Origin of the sequence: Rhodanobacter sp. A1T4, from assembly GCF_014207185.1 — a bacterium.
Lineage (GTDB): Bacteria > Pseudomonadota > Gammaproteobacteria > Xanthomonadales > Rhodanobacteraceae > Rhodanobacter.
In genome coordinates, this window is sequence record NZ_JACHCP010000013.1 from 49027 (window position 1) to 69275 (window position 20249).

Annotated in this window: 17 protein-coding genes; 1 reads left to right on the forward strand and 16 read right to left on the reverse strand. The window is 60.8% G+C overall.

Annotated features, from left to right (window positions below; all coding sequences use genetic code 11):
- Window positions 1–46: 46 nt before the first annotated feature.
- The 12 genes from HDE80_RS20980 to HDE80_RS21035 form a co-directional block, all read right to left on the reverse strand.
- Entirely contained in the window at window positions 47–2317 is a 2271-nt protein-coding gene (locus tag HDE80_RS20980; protein ID WP_184674171.1) for a carboxy terminal-processing peptidase, read from the reverse strand.
- An 8-nt stretch (window positions 2318–2325) separates the two neighbouring features.
- Window positions 2326–3345 carry a lipoyl synthase gene (gene lipA / locus HDE80_RS20985; protein ID WP_184674172.1) on the reverse strand — a complete coding sequence of 340 codons (1020 nt, stop codon included), beginning with the start codon at window positions 3343–3345 and terminating at the stop codon, window positions 2326–2328.
- Window positions 3346–3354: 9 nt separating this feature from the next.
- Window positions 3355–4023 (reverse strand): lipoyl(octanoyl) transferase LipB, encoded by a 669-nt coding sequence (lipB, locus tag HDE80_RS20990; RefSeq protein ID WP_184674174.1) that lies wholly within the window; start codon window positions 4021–4023, stop codon window positions 3355–3357.
- Between the two features lie 164 nt (window positions 4024–4187).
- Window positions 4188–4478: a DUF493 family protein gene (locus HDE80_RS20995; protein WP_184674175.1), complete on the reverse strand. Its 291-nt coding sequence runs from the start codon at window positions 4476–4478 to the stop codon at window positions 4188–4190.
- Complete coding sequence (locus HDE80_RS21000) at window positions 4478–5722, reverse strand: D-alanyl-D-alanine carboxypeptidase family protein (protein WP_184674177.1); 1245 nt, start codon at window positions 5720–5722, stop codon at window positions 4478–4480. Before HDE80_RS21000 ends, HDE80_RS20995 begins: the two co-directional genes overlap by 1 nt.
- An 80-nt stretch (window positions 5723–5802) precedes the next feature.
- A complete protein-coding gene (locus tag HDE80_RS21005; protein WP_255484052.1) occupies window positions 5803–6777 on the reverse strand; it encodes a septal ring lytic transglycosylase RlpA family protein in 975 nt (324 codons plus the stop codon).
- Window positions 6774–7793, reverse strand: a complete 1020-nt coding sequence (gene mltB, locus HDE80_RS21010) for a lytic murein transglycosylase B (RefSeq protein ID WP_184674179.1) — start codon at window positions 7791–7793, stop codon at window positions 6774–6776. Before mltB ends, HDE80_RS21005 begins: the two co-directional genes overlap by 4 nt.
- 95 nt (window positions 7794–7888) lie before the next feature.
- Window positions 7889–9004 (reverse strand): rod shape-determining protein RodA, encoded by a 1116-nt coding sequence (gene rodA, locus HDE80_RS21015; protein ID WP_184605100.1) that lies wholly within the window; start codon window positions 9002–9004, stop codon window positions 7889–7891.
- Window positions 9001–10956: a penicillin-binding protein 2 gene (gene mrdA / locus HDE80_RS21020; RefSeq protein ID WP_184674197.1), complete on the reverse strand. Its 1956-nt coding sequence runs from the start codon at window positions 10954–10956 to the stop codon at window positions 9001–9003. The genes rodA and mrdA overlap by 4 nt, the downstream gene beginning before the upstream one ends.
- A gap of 25 nt (window positions 10957–10981) precedes the next feature.
- Window positions 10982–11467 carry a rod shape-determining protein MreD gene (mreD, locus tag HDE80_RS21025; protein ID WP_184605098.1) on the reverse strand — a complete coding sequence of 162 codons (486 nt, stop codon included), beginning with the start codon at window positions 11465–11467 and terminating at the stop codon, window positions 10982–10984.
- Window positions 11464–12465 (reverse strand): rod shape-determining protein MreC, encoded by a 1002-nt coding sequence (mreC, locus tag HDE80_RS21030; protein WP_184674181.1) that lies wholly within the window; start codon window positions 12463–12465, stop codon window positions 11464–11466. The genes mreD and mreC overlap by 4 nt, the downstream gene beginning before the upstream one ends.
- Before the next feature lie 22 nt (window positions 12466–12487).
- Window positions 12488–13534 carry a rod shape-determining protein gene (locus HDE80_RS21035; RefSeq protein WP_184605095.1) on the reverse strand — a complete coding sequence of 349 codons (1047 nt, stop codon included), beginning with the start codon at window positions 13532–13534 and terminating at the stop codon, window positions 12488–12490.
- Window positions 13535–13822: 288 nt separating this feature from the next.
- Between HDE80_RS21035 and HDE80_RS21040 the strand changes: the two genes are divergently transcribed.
- Window positions 13823–14758: a carbohydrate kinase family protein gene (locus tag HDE80_RS21040; RefSeq protein ID WP_184674182.1), complete on the forward strand. Its 936-nt coding sequence runs from the start codon at window positions 13823–13825 to the stop codon at window positions 14756–14758.
- Window positions 14759–14859: 101 nt separating this feature from the next.
- Here HDE80_RS21040 and glpK read toward each other — a convergent pair whose 3' ends face one another.
- The 4 genes from glpK to HDE80_RS21060 all read right to left on the reverse strand — a co-directional run bounded on the left by glpK (window position 14860) and on the right by HDE80_RS21060 (window position 19935).
- On the reverse strand, window positions 14860–16362 hold the full coding sequence (gene glpK, locus HDE80_RS21045; RefSeq protein ID WP_184674184.1) for a glycerol kinase GlpK: 1503 nt from the start codon (window positions 16360–16362) through the stop codon (window positions 14860–14862).
- Window positions 16363–16457: 95 nt separating this feature from the next.
- Window positions 16458–17294: an MIP/aquaporin family protein gene (locus tag HDE80_RS21050; protein ID WP_184674185.1), complete on the reverse strand. Its 837-nt coding sequence runs from the start codon at window positions 17292–17294 to the stop codon at window positions 16458–16460.
- Between the two features lie 86 nt (window positions 17295–17380).
- Entirely contained in the window at window positions 17381–18874 is a 1494-nt protein-coding gene (gene glpD / locus HDE80_RS21055; protein ID WP_184674187.1) for a glycerol-3-phosphate dehydrogenase, read from the reverse strand.
- Window positions 18875–19134: 260 nt separating this feature from the next.
- Window positions 19135–19935: a DeoR family transcriptional regulator gene (locus HDE80_RS21060; RefSeq protein ID WP_184674189.1), complete on the reverse strand. Its 801-nt coding sequence runs from the start codon at window positions 19933–19935 to the stop codon at window positions 19135–19137.
- Between the last annotated feature and the right edge of the window lie 314 nt (window positions 19936–20249).

A 20249-nucleotide genomic window follows, 5' to 3' on the forward strand; every position in this document is an offset into this window, starting at 1 on the left:
AAGCGCTGTTTTTTTATCTCATATTGCAGGCATGAATGACGCCGCCTTACTGACCTGCGGGAGGTGAGGCCGAGGTGGGCGCTGCCGGCGCGGCAACAGTCGCTGCACCGGACACCAGCACGGAATCCGTACCCTTGCCAGCGTACGGCAGTACCTGGGCAGCCAGTTTGGAATCGCCTTTGATCAGACCGACCGCGTCGGAAATGATGTGCGCGGTCTCGTTGAGCTGCACGTCCTTGGCCTTCTTGGCGTCTTTCTCTTCTTTCAGTTCGCTGCTGAGGCTGCGCTCGTTGGCATCGAGGCCGTCATCCAGCGCACTGTCGTCGTCACTCAGCAATGCATCGGAACCGTCGATCGCCTTGTGCCGCGTGCGGAAGCCGGCCTGAATCGCATCCTGCTGCTTGCGTTCGGCTTCACGCGTGGCAAGGTTCATCGACACCGAAGTCTTTGCGCGCATCATCTTGTACTGCGCCAGTTCGTCCAGCATCAGCTGCCATGCCGGCGACTTTGCCGTGCGTGCGTCGTGCATCTGCTGCAGCTGTGGCAGATAGGCGTGCAGGTCAGCCACCGGCTGGTAACCGGCCGGCGAGATCTGCGTCCACTTCAGCGCGTTGTCGTAGGTCGACTCGCCGTAATCCTTGTCATCCCCGTTGTTCGGGAACGCGAGGTCCGGCGTTACGCCCTTGAGCTGGGTGGAGCCGCCGTTGATCCGGAAGAACTCGGCGATGGTCATCTTCAGCTCGCCGTACTGCGGCTTGCCGTCAGGGTTCTGGCTGAAATGGTCAAGGTCGACCAAGTTCTGCACGGTACCCTTGCCGAAGGTCGGATTGCCGATGATCAGACCACGGTGATAATCCTGGATTGCCGCCGCAAAGATTTCCGAGGCCGATGCCGAACCACGGTTGACCAGCACGGCCAGCGGGCCCTTCCAGACCATGCCGGGGTCCTCATCGCCCTGTACCTCGACCTGACCCTTGGCATCGCGCACCTGCACGACCGGGCCCTTGTCGATAAACAGGCCAGTGAGCGAATCGGCTTCGGCCAGCGAGCCGCCACCATCGTTGCGCAAATCGACGACCACGCCTTCCACACCCTCGGCCTTCAGCTCGTTGAGCAACTTGGTCACGTCGCGGGTGGCGCTCTTGAAATCCTTGTCACCCTCGCTGCGAGCACCGAAATCGGAGTAGAAGCTCGGCAGATCGATCACGCCGATCTTGCGCGTCACGCCAGCATCGGTAATCTCGATGACCTTTTTCTTGGCCGCCGACTCCTCGATGCTGACCTTTTTACGCACCAGCGTGACGGTTTCAGGCTTGCCATCAAGGCCGGCATCCGCCGGCAGAATCTCGATCCGCACGGTGGTGTCTTTCTTGCCGCGGATGCGGTTGACCACGTCGTCCAGACGCCAGCCGATCACATCGGTGACCGGGCCAGTCGCGCCTTCGCCGATGCCGACGATGCGATCGCCCACATGGATCTTCTCGGACTTGGCCGCCGGACCGGCAGGCACCAGTTCGTGGATTTCGGTGTAGTCATCACGCGCCTGCAGCACCGCGCCGATGCCTTCCAGCGACAGTCGCATCGCAATATCGAAATTCTCGGCGTCGCGCGGGCTGAGGTAATCGGTATGTGGATCGGTCGAGTGGGCGTACGCCGTCATGAAAGTCTGGAATGCATCCTCACCATCGAGCTGCTTGACGCGATCGATGTAGCCGGCGTAACGCTTGTCCAGCGTCTTGCGGATATCGTCATCGTTCTTGCCGGCCAGCTTCAGGCGCAGCCAGTCGTTCATTGTGCGCATGCGCCAGATGCTGTCCAGCTCGGTCTGGTCCTTCGGCCAGGCCGCATCCTTGCGATCGAAGGTGTAGTTGTCGTTGGTCGTGAAATCGAAGCCCTGCTTGAGCAAGCCGCGCGCGTAGGTCATCTGCTTGACGGCGCTTTGCAGGTAGTCGTTGAACACTTCGAACGGCGCCGACAGATCCTGGTTCCAGATCGCATCGTCGAATTTGGTTTTCATCGGCGCAAACTTGTCCATGTCCGCCTGCGTGAAGAAGACCTTTTCGCTATCGAGCAACTTGAAGTACGCGTCGTAGATGCGCGCCGACATGGCGTCATCGAGTGGCTTGGCGTCGTAGTGGAAACGCGTCAGGAAGCGCGCGGAGAGCTGCGCGGCCTGGGTTTCATTGGTGGTGGCCTTGAGCGGCCATACAGACGCTTTGCGGTTCTGCGTGCCGGCACCGAGGTCGGCCGCGGATTGGGCCGCGACGCAGGTGACGGTGAGTGCAAGCAGCAGGACCAGCAGGGGACGAAATTTCATGAATTCTCTCAGGCTGACTCGGTAACACCGGCTGCATGGGCCTGCAGGTCGGCGTGATAGGACGAACGTACCAACGGACCGGACGCGACATGATGGAAGCCCATCGCCTCGCCGGCTTCACGCAAAGCCTCGAATTCTTCGGGAGTCCAGTAGCGCACCACCGGATGATGGTGCGGCGTCGGCTGCAGATACTGCCCGATGGTGATCATCTCGACGTCATGGGCGCGTAAATCTCCCATGGTCTCGATCACCTGGTCCCAGGTTTCACCCAGGCCAAGCATGATGCCGGACTTGGTCGGCACGTCCGGATGCTGCGCCTTGAAGCGCTTGAGCAGGTCCAGCGACCACTGGTAGTCGGCGCCAGGGCGCACTTCGCGATACAGGTGCGGCACGGTTTCCAGGTTGTGGTTGAACACGTCCGGCGGAAAATCCTTGAGTACTTCCAGCGCACGCTCCATACGACCCTTGCCGCGGAAGTCGGGCGTGAGGATTTCGATTCTGATGTTCGGACTGGCGTGACGAACCGCGCGGATGCAGCTGGCGAAGTGCTCGGCGCCGCCATCGCGCAGATCGTCGCGATCGACCGAGGTAATCACCACATAGCGCAGGCGCATGTCGGCAATGGTCTCGGCCAGTCGCGCCGGTTCCAGCGGATCGGGTGCCACCGGGCGGCCATGCGCCACGTCGCAGAACGAGCAACGCCGTGTGCAGACTTCGCCAAGAATCATGAAAGTGGCCGTGCCCTTGCTGAAGCACTCGTGGATGTTCGGACACGAGGCTTCTTCACACACGGTGACCAGCGAGTTTTCGCGCAGACGCGCCTTCAGCTGCTGCACCGCATTGCCTTGCGGCAATCGGACGCGAATCCAGCTGGGCTTGCGCAGCATCGGCACCGCGGTATCGAAGCCCGCACGGTTCAGCGCGATCTTGTCGTTGCCCAGCTTTTTTTCAGGCACGCGCATATCCGCAGTGCCGGTAACGACGCTGATCGGAATGCTGCGGATTGGTGTGGCGGAAGTGTCGCTCATCGGCAGTACCTAGACCGCCACACGGGCGGGGAGTTCAGGCAGGACAGGAGCGGCCGGCTCGGCATCGAAACCGAACTGGCGGCAAAATTCACCGATCAGCACTTCTTCGACGTCCGCCAGACGCGATGGACCGCCGCAGTCTACCATCTGCGTCACTTCCAGGCCCTTGTAACCGCAGGGGTTGATGCGCTGGAACGGCTCCAGATCCATGTTCACGTCCAGGGCCAGACCGTGGAAGCTGCAGCCGCGACGCACGCGCAATCCCAGCGCAGCGATCTTGGCGGCACCCACATAGACACCGGGCGCGCCATCGAGCCGGGCGGCTTCAATCTGCCAGTGCGCCAGGCTGTCGATGATCGACTGTTCGATCTTGTTGACCAGTTCGCGCACGCTGACGCCGACGCGGCGCAGGTCGATCAGCGGATAGGCCACGATCTGGCCAGGCCCGTGATAGGTCACCTGGCCACCGCGGTCGACCGGCACCACCGGAATATCGCCCGGGATCAGCACGTGCTCCATCTTGCCGGCCTGGCCAAGGGTGAACACCGGGTCATGCTCCAGCACCCAGAGCTCGTCGACGGTATCGGCCACGCGGTTGTCGGTGAACGCACTCATCGCTCGCCACACCGGCTCATACGGCTGGCGGCCAAGGCGACGAACTTTCAGCGGCAACGACATGGATGGCCTGGGGCAAGGGGGCGCAGAACGAGCAACATCAGGGGCAAAAGCCACGAATCAAGGCGCCGCGCCCAAAAAAGACGATCGCATTTCGGCGGGAAAAGCGAGAAATCGGCAATAGCGCAGGGCAAACGATCCCTGTTCCATATTGCCCGCCCCGCTTTTCACAGCGTGTACCGAATATCCGCATTCTCGCGCAGCGCCGCGTGTGCCGCTTCGTACTGCTCGCGGCTTTCACAGCGAACGGTGACGGTGACCGAGACGAAGTTGCCTTCGCCCGATTGCCGGTGTCGCACGGTTTCGTGGAAAACGTGCAGGCCGGCGCGATCAAGGATCTGCGGCACGTGGGTGGGCAGGTTGGCACTGGCCTTGCCGACCGCGGTGATCTCGAACTCACCGGGAAACTGGAAGCCCTTGCCGTCCTGCTTGGCCTTGCTGAAGTCGATCGGTTCCATCACTTGCTACCTGGGGCGGGTTCGCTGGTGGTCTTGCTGCTGTGGAACCAGAGCAGGATGCTGTCCCACAGACGGCCGAAGAAGCCGCACTGCGGCGCATCGTTCAAGGCAATCAGCGGAATCGTCTGCACCGGCTGGTCGGCCAGCGTGATGCGCAGCGTACCGACCTGCTGGCCTTTCTTGAACGGCGCGATCAGTGTGGACGGAATATCCATCGTCGCCTTGAGCTGGTCGTACTGGCCGCGCTTGACGGTGACCTGGACGTCGTCGGCAACGCCGATCGGCAGCTGGTTTTGCTCACCCTTCCACAACTTCGGCGTAACCAATGGCTTGCTGGCGTCGTAGAGCTTGTGTGTTTCGTAGAAACGGAAGCCGTAGCTGAGCAGGGCCATCGCCGAATCGGCGCGCGCCTTCTCGCTGCTGGCACCCATCACGATGGCGATCATGCGCGACTCGCCCTGCTTGGCCGACGCCGCAAGGCAGAATCCAGCCGCCGCGGTGTGGCCGGTCTTGATGCCGTCCACGCTCGGATCGCGCCACAGCAACGTGTTGCGGTTGCCCTGCTTGATGCCGTTCCACTCGAACTGCTTGATCGCGGAGATCGCGTAGTCGTCGGGGAAATCATGGATCAGCGCGCGCGACAGGATCGCGATGTCGTGCGCGGTGGTGTAGTGGTTGGCGATCGGGTAGCCGGACGCGTTCTCGAAGTTCGAGTTGACCATGCCCAGCTGCTTGCCGTACGCGTTCATCAGGCCGGCGAACGCATCTTCGGAGCCGGCAGTGTGCTCGGCCAGCGCGATCGCCGCATCGTTGCCGGACTGGATGATCAGGCCGTACAGCAGATCCTTCAGCGGCACCTGGCTATTGAGCTTGAGGAAGCTCGTGGAACCGTCGGTACCCGCACCGCCGCCACGCCAGGCACGCTCGCTGATGGTGACCGGATCGGTCATGTGGATCTTGCCGTTGGCCACTTCGGCCGATACCACGTAGTCGGTCATGATCTTGGTGATTGAGGCCGGCTCCACGCGCAGGTCGGGATCCTTCGAGGCGAGAATCTGGCCCGTGGCGTAATCCATCAGCACCCAGCTTTTGCCATCCACGTCCGGCGGCGGCGGCACCGGTGCATCGGGCACCACGGGTCGCGGTACCGGCGAGGGACGCGGTGGTGGCGTTTGCGCGACGGCAACGCCGAGCAGCAAGGTCAGGGCAGCAAACGGAACCAGGGTGCGGCGCAAAAAATTCATCGTTGTGTGTCGTCCAGTCTTTGAAATGGCGTCACCGCATGGGCGTCGGCATCGAGTAACAAGAGGTTGAAAAGTTCCGCTCAGTCTACCGCGACGCGCGGCCTGGGCAGACCCATGTCGGTGATCTGGTCACTGACTTTGTCAGCGCTATCAGCATCTGCCAGCGGTCCGAGGCGCACACGATGCACGGTGTGACCGTTGATTTCAGCATCCATTACCTGCACCGGAGCAAAATTGGCCGCACGCAATCGCTGTGCCACCTGCTCCGCATTGGCCGAATCGGAAAACGCGCCGACCTGCAAATAGATGCCCGGTAGCTTTCCAGGCGGCGCGGCCGGGGGCGGTGGTGGCAGATCGCGTATCGGTTCGCCTGGATCGATGCCGCGCACTTCCACCAGGCCGGTGCCCTTGGGCCAGACGCCAATCTTCACCGCGGCCACGTAGGACAGATCGATTACCCGATCCTCGTGAAACGGGCCGCGGTCGTTGATCCGCACGATCACGCTTTTGCCGTTGGCCAGATTGGTGACGCGCGCATAGCTGGGCAGCGGCAACGTCTTGCTGGCAGCGGTGAAGCTGTACATATCGTAATTTTCGAGGCTGGACGTCTTGTAGCCGTGGAACTTGTTCCCGTAGAACGACGCGATGCCACGCTCCACATAGCCGCTTGCCGAAGGCAGCACGTTGTAGGTGCGACCGAGCACGGAATACGGCGATTTGTTGCCATAGAGCGCGCGCGGCTCGACCTTCGGCACGGGTTCGACCAGGTTGCTGATATCCGGCGGAGGCCCGTCCGGCACGCTGTCGTCACTGTCGCGATAGCGGCTACTCTGGGATTTGCTGGTGTCATCGGTAAAGCCGCCGCTGCTGCCGGCGTAGCCCGCGGAAGGTGCCGACGACGATGGCGATGCCCGACCATAAGCACGCGGCGTGCTTTGGGTCGGCTTGGCTTTGGAGCCACTGCAACCGGTCAACAGCAGCAGGATCAGAAGCAGCATGGCGGCCATCAGCACCGCCGCTGCCGACCTCGCCGGGCCGCCGCCGATTTTTCTCATTGCGCGGAGTCCGCCTGCACGCCGGCCGCAATCGCCTTGGCCAGTTGATCGACCGCCATCGCGTAGAGTGGGCTGCGGTTGTAACGCGTGATCACGTAGAAATTCGGGAAGGTGAACCAGTACTCCCGACCGTTTTCACCTTGCAGCGTCTGCAGGCTGCTGAGCTGTCCCGGATTCACCGACTGCAGCGGCGCATAGCCCCACGCTTCCAGCTGTTCCAGCGGCCACTGTGGCTGGGCATCCTTCACCGTGATCGGCTTTGACGCAGCGTCCGGCTGCGCGCGCATGGCCACCTCGCCACCACTGACCCAACCGTGCTTGGCGAAATAATTGGCCACACTGGCAAGGATATCGGGCAGCGAGTTTTTCAGATCGATATGGCCATCGCCATCTTCGTCCACCGCAAAATCGCGGATGCTTGACGGCATGAACTGACCCCAGCCCTCGGCACCGGCGTAAGAGCCGGTCAGCGTATCGATGGGCCCGCCAAGATGGCTGTCGGGCAGCTCCAGCAAGGTTTTCAGCTCGCTGCGGAAAAACGCGGCGCGCGGTGGGTAGTACAGCCCTAGCGTAACCAGCGCATCGAGCACCTTGTATTTGCCGGTGACGCGTCCGTAGAACGTTTCCACGCCCACGATCGCCACGATGTACTGCGGCGCCACGCCGTACTGCTGACCGATCTGTTCCAGCAAGGCGCGGTGTTCGCGATAGAACGCGATGCCGTCATCGATGCGCTTGTCGGTCAGGAAGATGGGGCGGTACTCGCTCCACGGCTTCGCCTCGGCCGGACGACCCATCGCATCGAGAATGCTCTGCTTGCGCTGCGCGCCATCGAGCAGCGCATTCAGAGCCGCGGGATCTTTGCCAGTATCCCGCGTAACTTCTCGCACTAGCGCGTCCTGACCGGGATGCGTTTCGGCCAGCGCGGGTGAAAGCGCTGCCATCGACAAAAGCATCGAGGCGACGACCACTCGGATCGGGGCGACGTTGAAGCGCGATACGGAAGTAGCAGTCATGCGGGATTTTCGTTGGCGTTGAAACAGCATCGTCGAGAGCCTAACACGTGGTTCGCAGCACACCCGATGCGTTGAATGCGGCGATCAAAACACATTCACTCATGCATCTTGCGATTGGCATGGATCGACATAAGCACACCAAACCCGACCAGCAGCGACACCGCCGAGGTGCCGCCATAACTCACCATCGGCATCGGCACACCGACGACGGGCAGCATGCCGGCAACCATACCGCCGTTGACGAATACGTAGACGAAAAAGCTCATACCCAGCGCGCCAGCCAGCAGACGCGAATAGGTATCGCGCGCTTCCATCGCGATCCACAGGCAGCGGCCGATGATGAAGGCATAAAGCACAATCAGCCCGATCACGCCGACCAGGCCAAACTCTTCGGAAAACACCGCAAAAATAAAGTCGGTCGTGTGCTCGGGCAGAAAATCCAGTCGCGACTGCGTGCTCTGCTGGAAACCCTTGCCATACATGCCACCCGAACCCACGGCGATCTGTGACTGGATGATGTGCCAGCCGTTGCCCAGCGGATCGGATTCGGGATTGAGCAGGGTCAGGACGCGATCGCGCTGGTATTGATGCAGGAAATGCCAGGCCACCGGAATCATGCCGCCCACCGCCGCCACGATCAGGCCCATGCGCCACCACGCCATGCCCGAAAGAAACAGCGCGAACGCACCGGCCGCGGCCACCAGCAGGGCCGTACCGAGGTCTGGCTGCTTGACGATCAGGGCCACGGGAACAGCGATCAGCAAGCCGACCACCGCGATGTCTTTCCAGCGCGGCGGCAGTTGGCGCGGATGCAGATACCAGGCGACCATCATCGGCATGGTCAGCTTGAGCAGTTCGGACGGCTGAAAGCGCATCACGCCCAGGTTGAGCCAGCGGTTGGCACCGCGGCCCTCGCCTAGCACCGCGACAATCACCAGAAAGGCAGTGCTGGCCAGATACAGCCACGGCGTCCAGTTACGTAGCACCGATGGCGGAATACGCGAAATCAGCAGCAGCAGCGCAGCGCCCAGTACAAAGCGCGCCGCCTGTCCGCTGACCATGGAAAGGCTGCTGTCGCTGGCGCTGTACAGCGTCACCAATCCGACCATGGCCAGCAGGATCAGCGCCATTGCGAGCGGCAGATCGATGCGTGGCCGGGTGAGGATGCGCCGCAGGAAACGCTGCAGACGTATCGTCATCGTGTCGATCATGGGCCGCCCTCGCTGCTTGAGCTTTCTACCGGCTGATCTTCCACCGACACACTACCGGCAGGTGCTGGCAGCGACTGATACGGCAGTGGCGTGTCTGACGGCGCCGTGCTGCCCTGCATCAGCAGCCACGTATCGAAAATCTTGCGCACGATCGGGCCAGCATCCTTGGCGCCCCACGCGCCAGCTTCGAGCACCGCAGCGGCGGCAATCTTCGGATCATCGGCCGGCGTGTATGCCTCGAACCACGCGCGATGGCGCGCGGCCAGATGGGCTGAATTCTTATTCGTGTCGTAAGCGTCGGAAGTGCGCGAGAAACGCTCGGCCGTGCCGCTCTTGCCGGCGATCGGGTAAGGAAACCCATCGTTGAGTCCCTTGCCGGTGCCGCCGGTAATCACCGCGCGCATGCCTTCGTTGATCACGTTCCAATCGGATGGCTTCTGGATCAGCGACGGACCGCTGGGCGGATTCGCCAGCATCTGTGGCCGTGCATCGCCGCTGGCCCGGGTAGCCATGACGAGTCGCGGCAAATAGGGCATGCCGTGACCCGCCAATGTCGCCATCGCATGACCCAACTGCAGCGGCGTCACCGCCCAGTAACCCTGACCGATGCCGGCGATCACCGTCTCGCCAGGAAACCAGCCCTGCTTGCTGCGTTTGGCCTTCCATTCACGTGAGGGAAGAATGCCATCGGCCTCGCCCGTCAGATCGATACCGGTCTTGCCGCCAAAGCTGAAACGACTCATCCAGCTGCTCAGCCGATCGATACCCATGTCCAACGCCAGTCGGTAGAAATAGGTGTTGGTCGATTTCTCGATCGCCCGCACCATATTGACCGTGCCGTCACCACCGCGCGTATCGTCGCGATAACAGCGCGTCTGCCCCGGCAGACAAAACTGACCGGTCGACAACACGGTGTCCTCCGGTCGTCGAATGCCGTATTCAAGACCGCCAAGCGCCAGAAATGGCTTCACCGTCGAACCCGGTGGATACGCCCCTTTCAGCGCGCGATCCAGCAGCGGCTTGTCAACGTCGGTGGTCAGCGCGGTGTAGTCGGCGCGGCCAATACCATTAACGAACAGGTTGGGATCGAAGCTTGGCACGCTGACCATCGCCAGCACCTGACCGTTGCGCGGATCGATCGCCACCGCCGCGCCCGGGCGGCCTTCGAACGCGGCCACAGCCGCCTTCTGCATGCGCACGTCGATGCTCAGATAGAGGTTGGTGCCTGGCGTCGGTGGAATGGTTTTCAACACTTGCTGGATGCGGCCATCGGCGTTCACCTCGTCCAGCTCATAACCCGGTTTGCCGTGCAGTACATCTTCGTAATAGCGCTCCAGACCGGTGCGGCCGACGTGGCTGGTGCCTTTGTATTCATCAGGGTCGAGCCGGTCCAGATCATCGGTATCGATGCGGCTGACGTAGCCGACCACGTGCGCAAACAGCGGCCCCAGGGGATAGTGGCGTGTCAGATACGGCACCACATCCACGCCGGGAAAGCGCCAGCGGTTCACCGCGAAACGATCGATCTCGTCTTCGGTCAGATGCAGTTTCAACGGTACGCTATCAAAGCGACGACTCTGTGCCTGCTGCTTCTTGAACGCATCCAGATCGTCCTGGCCGAGTGGCACCACTTTGCCGAGCTCGGTCAGCAGTGCCTGCATATCCGGTACCTTGTCGGGTACTACCTCGAGGCGGAACGCCGGTACATTGTCGGCAAGCAGCACGCCGTTGCGATCGTAGATCAACCCTCGCGCCGGCGGAATCGCCCGTGGCTTGACGCTGTTGTTGGTCGAACGGGTGGCGAACTCGTCGTGATGCGTGACCTGCAAGAAATGGAAGCGGCTCACCAGCAGACCGAAGCTCAGCAGAATCAGCAAAAATCCCACCACGGCACGACGCTGGAACAACGCACTTTCACCGCGGGTATCCTTGAACGATCGCCGGATCTTCATTGGCATGGCATCACGGCGGCGGTCATCATTGAATCCGCAAACGCGCGCGCAGATCGTCCAGCAGCAGAAACAGGAACGGCCACAGCGCCGCACCCACGAACGGTGAAATCCACCAAGCTGCTGGCGGCAGCGACGCACCGGCCAGCACCCGCACAACGAGCAGCAGGATGCGATCGTTCAACAGCAGCGCCAGCACGGCAAGCGTCTGTTGCCACATCGGAAAAAAGCGCAGGCGCGAGCGAAAGCGCAGCGCGATAAAGACCAGGGCACACAAACGCATCGCCTGCTCGCCCAACACCACGCCATTGAGAAGATCTGCAGCCAGGCCCAGCGTAAAAGCCATGCCCAGCGTGACGCGATCCTCCGACTCCAGGCACCAGTAGAGAAGGATCAGCGCCGGCCAGTAGGGCTTGAACGGTTCCAGCACCCCAGGCAGCGGCACCAGCATCGACAGCAGCGCGAATACCAACGTGCCGATAAACCACCAGCGGCTCAATCGCTGCCGGCTCATGGCGGTCCCCCGCTGCTATCGGCCGACGCCGGCGCGGATGGCTTCTTGACGAAAGCACCCGCCTGACTGGATGACGCGGCAGGCACCGTCTCGACTGGTGGCGCCAGATCAGCCGGCGGCCCCATCGGGGTTATGGGCGCGGGCGGGCCATCCGGCTCGGCCTGATCGTGCAGCAGCAGTACGTCCTCGCTGCGATCGATGTCTGCCGCGGGATCGGCCTGCGCCGCCTGGAACATACCTGTGGAAGACGGTGCCACCGAGCGCACATCGCCGACCGGAAACCCGGGTGGAAAACGCCCACCCAGTCCGGAAGTCAGCAAGTGATCACCCACGCGCACATCGGCCGCCAGCGGAATATTCGGCAGACTCAACTGACCGCTTTCGCGCGAACCGTAAGCCACCGTGCGCAGGCCGGAGCGCGCGATCACCACGGGAATGGCATGCGAGGGATCGGTTATCAGCATCACCACCGACGTGGTCGGCAATACCTCCTTGATCTGCCCCATCACGCCATGCGCGTCGATCACTGGCTGGCCGGGCTTGACGCCATCGCGCGCGCCGACGTTCAAGGTCAGCTGATAGCGATAGGCACCCAGATCCACGCCGATGACGTGCGCGAGCTGTACGTTGAGTTCGAGGCTATGCTGGGTATCGAGCAACTGTTTCAGGCGCTCGTTCTGCACGGCGACGGCGCCCATGCGATTCAACTTGGCATTGGCCAGCAGCAGGTCTTCGCGCAAGCGCTGGTTTTGCTCGGTCAACCGCTGGCGATCGGCGAAAGCCACACTTGCGGTGCGAATGCCGACCGCCGGCAAGCCGGCAAGGCGATAGACCGGCTCCACTACCATCGACGCGGTGTAGCGCATACGCCACAGCCAGTTATTGCGATGATCGAGCACCATCAGCACCATGGCCAGCGCGAGATAGAAAATCAGCCGCAGCGTGCCAGCCGCATTGCCAGCAAACAGAGGCGAGGATTCGTCGCGCGCGCGCGCCATGGCCGCCCCTGACTACCGCGTGTTATTCGGGTGCGAAGAAATCGCTGCCGTGCTGATCGATCAGCTCCAGCGCCTTGCCGCCGCCGCGTGCCACGCAAGTCAGCGGATCATCCGCCACCTGCACGTGCAGCCCGGTCTCTTCCGAAATCAGCCGATCCAGATCGCGCAGCAACGCACCACCGCCGGTGAGCACGATGCCGCGCTCTGCCACGTCCGAGCAGAGCTCCGGCGGGGTCTGTTCCAGGGCGGATTTCACTGCAGCCACGATACCGGCCAGTGGTTCGTGCAGCGCTTCCAGAATCTCGTTGGAGTTGATGGTGAACATCCGCGGCACGCCCTCGGCGAGGTTGCGACCGGAGATCTGGATCTCCTTGACGTCAGCCTGCGGGAACGCACAACCGATTTCCATCTTGATCCGCTCGGCGGTGGATTCGCCGATCAGCGTGCCGTGGTTGCGTCGTACGTAGTTGATGATCGCCTCGTCGAAGCGATCGCCGCCGACGCGTACCGACTGCGAGTACACAATGCCGTTGAGCGAGATCACCGCCACTTCGGAGGTACCGCCACCAATATCCAGCACCATCGCGCCACGCGCCTCGTGCACCGGAATACCGGCACCGATCGCGGCCGCCATGGGCTCCTCGATCAAAAACACATCGCGCGCACCCGCGCCTTCGGCCGATTCTTTGATCGCGCGACGCTCGACCTGGGTCGAACCGCAGGGTACGCATACCAGCACGCGCGGGCTCGGACGCAAAAGGCGCGACTTATGCACCTGCTTGATGAAATGCTGCAGCATCGCCTCGGTCATGGTGAAGTCGGCGATGACACCGTCCTTCATCGGACGCACGGTGGCAATGTTGCCTGGCGTACGGCCCAGCATGCGCTTGGCCTCGGTACCGACCGCTGCGATGGTGCGGGGGCCACCCGGGCCGCGGTCCTGACGGATCGCCACCACCGACGGTTCGTTCAGCACGATGCCCTGACCACGCACATAAATCAGCGTGTTGGCCGTGCCGAGATCGATGGAGATGTCGTTGGAAAAGATCCCGCGAAACTTCTTGAACATGGGTCCGCCGTGGGTCGGCTTGGCTAAAAAGTAAGCTCACCAGTCTAGTCAGCGCGGCCACCTTGCGCAAGAACATTAACGTTAAGAAATCCTTGTACAACACGGCGATAAGTGCGATTCCTGCGCCTTGAAGTGAGTTGTTCACGCACCTGAAGTGTCGCCATTGCAGGCAGATGGCGGTACGATTCCGACCTTTGCCTGCCGAAGCCTAATGGCTCGGTTCCCGTCGTCCGCAGCTGCGGCGTCGTTTCTACGAGCAACACCCACGCTGAGGGGCACCCGCACATCATGTCTGCTGTTATCTGCGGATCGCTGGCCTACGACACCATCATGGTGTTCCAGGATCAGTTCAAGAACCACATCCTGCCCGATCAGGTGCATATCCTTAATGTGTCGTTCCTGGTGCCACGGATGCGGCGGGAATTCGGCGGCTGCGCGGGCAATATTGCCTATAACCTGAAACTGCTCGGCGGCAATCCGCTACCGGTAGCCGCAGTGGGGCAGGACTTTGCACCCTACCGCGAGCATATGCAGCAGAAGGGTATCTGTCTCGATGGCGTGCGTGTTTTCGACGATCAGTTCACACCGCAGTGCTTCATCACCACGGATCTGGACAACAACCAGATCACCGCCTTTCATCCCGGCGCGATGTCCAGCGCGCAGGAAAACCACGTGCGGGACATCAAGGACATCGACTTCGGCATCGTCGCTCCCGATGGCCGTGAGGCGATGCTGCAGCACGTGGACGAATTCGCAACGCGCGGCGTGCCCTTTATCTTCGATCCTGGCCAGGCGATGCCCTTGTTCAACGGCGAAGAATTTCGCGCGATGATCGAAAAGGCGACCTACGTGATCGTCAACGATTACGAATCGCAGCTCCTGCAGACGCGCACTGGCTGGAGTGCCGCCGAGATCGCGTCACACGTGACAGCCTACATCGTGACCCACGGCCCACGCGGCTCGGTCATCCATGTAGGCGGTGAGTCGCATCAGATTCCACCGGCGCGCGAGCGCAAGATCGTTGATCCGACGGGTTGCGGCGACGCGTATCGCGCGGGGCTGATCTTCGGCATCATGCGCGGCCTGGACTGGCCGACCGTTGGCCGTATGGCTTCGCTGATGGGTGCGCTCAAGGTTGAACATCCCGGCACACAGAATCAGAGCTTCACCTACGAAGAATTCGCCGCCGAGTTTGAAGATCAATTCGGTTACGCGTTCGCCTAACGGCGCGTGGCAGGAACACTGACATGAAAGGCGGTGTATTTGTACACCGCCTTTTCTTTTTCTAACCGTTATTTTTTGTATCGCAACGGGTTCGATCCGCTTTATGCCTTTACCTTGAAGCCCATCGTCGCCTCGACAGCCTGCTTCCAGCCGGCGTAAAGCTTTTCACGTTCCGGCTCCTGCATGGTCGGTTCAAAGCGTTTATCCACCGCCCACATCCGCGCGATTTCCTCGCGGCTGCTCCAGAAACCCGTGGCCAGACCGGCAAGAAAGGCGGCACCCTGGGCTGTGGTTTCCTGCACTTCGGGACGCAACACGGGAATGTTGAGGATATCCGCCTGGAACTGCGCCATGAAGTCGTTGGCAATCGCGCCACCGTCGGCGCGCAGCTCCTTCAACGATATACCGGAGTCTGTTTCCATCGCCGCCAGTACGTCGCGTGTCTGATACGCCATCGACTCCAGCGCCGCGCGAATGAACTGCTCCTTCGTCGTACCGCGTGACAATCCGAATACCGCACCGCGCACATCGCTGCGCCAGTAAGGCGCGCCAAGACCCACGAACGCCGGCACGAAATAAACGCCATCGTTGTCATGCGCACGCTCGGCGTAGGACTGCGAATCGCTGGCCTTGCCGAGCATGCGCAGGCCATCGCGCAGCCACTGGATCACCGAACCGGCCACGAAGACACTACCCTCCAGCGCGTATTCGACTTTGCCATCAATGCCCCAGGCGATTGTCGTGAGCAGTCCATTCTTCGAGGTGACCGCCTTCTCGCCGGTGTTCATCAGCATGAAGCAGCCGGTGCCATAGGTATTCTTGGCCAGTCCGGGCTCGAAGCAGGCCTGGCCGAACAACGCCGCCTGCTGATCACCCGCGACACCGGCAATCGGCACTTCACGACCGAGCAGGTACTGCGGCAAGGTGGTCCCGTACACTTCGCTGGACGAACGCACTTCGGGCAGCACGGCGCGCGGAACATCGAGCATCTTCAACAGCTCGTCATCCCATTCCTTGGTATGAATGTTGAACATCAACGTGCGCGAGGCGTTGGTGTAATCGGTAACGTGCGCCTTGCCGCCAGTGAGGTTCCAGATCAGCCACGTGTCGATGGTGCCGAACAGCAACTCGCCTTTTTCCGCCTTCTCGCGCGCACCGTCGACGTGATCGAGTATCCACTTCACCTTGGTGCCCGAAAAATAGGCGTCGATCAGCAGGCCGGTTTTCGCGCGGACCATGTCTTCGTAGCCGTCGGCCTGAAGCTGGTCGCATATTTCGCGCGTCTGGCGCGACTGCCACACGATCGCGTTGTAGATCGGCTGCCCCGTCGCCTTGTCCCACACCACCGCGGTCTCTCGCTGGTTGGTAATGCCGATGCCGACGATGGATTCGGCGTCGACCTGGGCGTTGTTGATCACCTCGGTCAAGGTCACCAATACACTGGTCAGGATCTCGCGAGGGTTGTGTTCGACCCAACCCGGCTGCGGAAAGATCTGGGTGAATTCACGTTGCGCCATGCCAACGACACGGCCATCGTGATCGAAAAGCATCGAACGCGAGCTGGTGGTGCCTTGGTCAATAGCCAGGATGTATTGCTTGCTCATGGAACTCGCCTCACATGGTCAGAATGATGAAAACGCCCTATTGAACTTCTCGACAATTCAAATCGGAGAAAGCTCAGTGGAATATTCAGCCGGGCTTATTTCGGAAGCGCACCGTCGCCTGAGGCCAAGCCGAGGCGCTCAGCCTCGGCAGCACGCACGCGCGCTGGCAAGAACGGACGGATCAGGCACTGATAGGCACCACCACCCACCACGCCACCGATTAATGGCCCGACGATCGGAATCCACCAGTAGTTTTCAGGCGACGGAAGGGCTGATGAATTCCAGCCAGCCAGGTAAGCGAACAGGCGCGGCCCAAAGTCACGTGCGGGATTGATCGCCCATGCTTCCAGGTAACCCATCGACGCGCCGATTGTCGCTACCAGCAAACCGATCATCAGCGCACCGGAATTGGCCATCGGCGCCATCTCGTTGTACTGCTCGGTGATCGCGAAGATGCCAAACAGCAGAAAGGCGGTGAGTATTATCTGATCAAGCAATGCGTGCATCGGCGTGATCGCCAGACCCGGGTGGGTGAAAAATACGCCAGCTGCTCCGCCCGCAACGCGAGTGAGCTGGTGCGTTTCGTTGTAGTGATCGATCACCGGGCCAAACAACACATAGACGATGGCGGCGCCGGCGAAGGCACCCACCACCTGGGCCAGCCAGTAAGGCACCACCTTCTTCCACTCAAAATTGCGGAATATGGCCAAACTCAAAGTTACGGCAGGATTCGCATGCGTGCCGGATACCGAGCCGGTAACGTAGATCGCCAGCGTTACGGCCAAGCCCCATGCGATACAGACGCCCCAATAAGCATTTTGGTAAGGGCTGGGATCGTAGAGTATGTACATCGCTGCGACTGAATCGCCAAAGGCGATGATGATGAACATTGCTATTGCTTCAGAAATAAGCTCGCCTGTTAGTTTGCGCATCTCGCTTCACCTTTGATGATTTTCGCGGTCCATGGTTGTTGGCACTCTAGGCGCTTGCCTGCATTTGCTCAGGCAAACGTCCACCCTTATCGAGCTGGAACTTTGGCGAGGTACGCGGTCAGACGCGCAACATCATCGGGACTGACCCGCAAGCCGAGCTTGCTACGCCGCCAGAGAATGTCTTCAGCCTGAGTCGCCCACTCATGCCTTATCAGGTAATCGACCTCGGCTTGATAGAGGTCGCTGCCGAAGTGCTCTCCAAGTGCCTCCAGCCCATCAGCCTCGCCAAGCAAATCGCGTGTGCGTGTGCCGTAGTTGTGCACCAGTCGCCAGGCCATGACTTCCGACAGCCACGGGCGGCTTGCGCGAACATCATCGAGCAACGCGTCGATGTTGAATTCGCCACCACCTGGCAGCGGAGGCCCCTTGGCCGTCCACGCCGGCTTGGTATTGCCCAGTGCTTCGCCGAGCAAATCGAGTGCTTCCTCGGACAGCTTTCGATAAGTCGTGAGCTTGCCGCCGAAGACGTTCAACAGTGGCGGACCGCTGCTATCGAGTTCGATGTGGTAATCGCGCGTTACTTCGGAGGCGTTGCCGCTCTTGTCCTCAAGCAGCGGACGCACACCGCTGTAGCTCCACACCACGTCAGCCGGCGTGAGATTGCGCTTGAAATAGCGATTGGTGGCTTCGCAGAGATAAGCCGTTTCTTCACCATCGATTGTCGGGTGCGACGGATCGGCCTGATATTCGATATCGGTGGTGCCGATGAGGGTAAAGTCGCGTTCATACGGAATGGCAAAAACAATGCGGCGATCAGGCTGCTGGAAGATGTACGCATAGCGATGGTCATACAGCTTGGGCACGACAATGTGACTGCCCTTGATCAATCGCAGCGAGTGGCTGTGTTCGATATGGGCTATATCATCGAGAAATTTAGCTGCCCATGGTCCGGCCGCATTTACCAGTGCGCGAGCGCGAACAGTGCGGCGAACGCCACTATCCGACTCGAGCTCGGCGATCCAATCCGTACCCTCTTTCTTTGCGCTGATGCATCGCGTGTGAGTGAGTATCTCAGCACCGCGTTGCGCCGCATCCATCGCGTTGAGTACCACCAACCGCGCGTCCTGGACCCAGGCATCGGAGTAGACAAAGCCCACATGAAACTCGTCGCGCAACGGGGTACCGACTACATGTTTGCTGAAACGAATGCGCCGTGAACCGGGGAGCGTACGGCGACCACGACCAAGATGGTCATACAGAAACAAACCGATGCGAATCATCCAGGCCGGCCGCAGGTGCGGCTGGTGCGGCAACACGAAACGCAGCGGCCAGATGATGTGCGGCGCGGCGCGGAGCAGCACCTCGCGTTCGGCAAGTGCCTTGCCCACCAGCGCAAACTCGAACTGCTCGAGATAGCGCAGCCCGCCGTGAATCAGTTTGGTGCTGGCACTGGACGTATGCGATGCAAGATCGTCTCGCTCGCACAGCACAACCGACAGGCCGCGACCAACGGCGTCACGCGCGATGCCGGTACCGTTGATACCACCACCGACCACCAGTAAGTCGACCCGCTCCGACATGCACCACTCCGATGACAACAGTTCACGAAGTCGCATGAGCCAGTAACCGGCAGCATCTGCGAAACGGAATACTGTTTATGAAAATAGAAAATGAATTTATGCTTTTCGAAACTAGATAAGCTTGATAAAGCCAACTATCGAGCTCTATCGATCATATTCGAACATTTACAAACAGCGCACGCTGCAGCGCAACGTAGCCATCCTGGCTTTGTCGTCAGTAGCCAGGGAATACGAACCCGCCGGGATGAATATGACCGCAGCTAATCAGCAACGTGCAGATGCGTTCCCGCACTCTCGAGCACGGCCAGTAGTGGTTCGGGCGGATCGCGGTCGGTAAACCAGGCACCGATACGTGAAAGCGAACCGAGGCGAACCAGTGCATTGCGTCCGATCTTGCTGTGATCCGCGGCCAGATAGACCTGGCGCGAGTGCTCGATGATGGCCTGCGCCACACGCACCTCCTGGAAATCGAAATCCAGCAACGTGCCATCCAGATCGATTCCGGAAATACCGACAATGCCAAAATCCACTTTGAACTGACGAATCAATTCGATCGTCGCTTCGCCGGTCACGCCGTGATCGCGCCCACGCACCAAACCGCCCGCCACAATGACTTCGAACGACGGGTTGTTGCTCAACATGAGCGCCACATTGAGATTGTTGGTGATGATGCGAAGACCTTTGTGGGTCATCAACGCACGCGCGACATCCTCGTTCGTGGTGCCGAGATTGATGAAGAGCGAAGCTTCATCCGGGATGTGTTCGGCAACCAGAGCCGCTATGCGCTGCTTTTCTGCCTGCAAAAGACCTTTGCGAGCGTTGTAGGCCAGATTCTCCACGCTCGATGGCAGGCTTACGCCACCGTGATAACGCCGCAACAAGCCGGCGTCGCACAGTGTCGAAAGATCTCTGCGTATCGTCTGCGGCGTCACGTCGAAATGTGAAGCCGCCTGCTCGACGGCAACAAAGCCTTCGCGCTGCACGAGAATGATCAATTCTTCCTGACGTCGATTGAGTCGTGGATCCATCGTTTCAGAAGCACCTGCCGGTCGTGCGTGCATGATGACTCGTGAAGTGCGTCATGTCATTCCAACACAAGCCGGCCTGTTCAAAAAGGCAGAGATCCGCGTGTCAGAGCACTTGCAGGAACAGAAGCGATGTCGTCTGAGCCGACGCACAGCTCGTAATTTTCGAGCGTATCAAAAAGAATCGCAGCAGCGCTGCTACGCGATGGCGAATGCGATATATCCGCAGGCGTTTAAGCGGGCACATTAAACGCGCGCGCAAAAAGAAAAACCCCCACCGTTTCCGGTGAGGGTTGTTCAGTGTAAGGCCCCTGGCGGTGACCTACTCTTGCATGGCAAAGCCACACTAC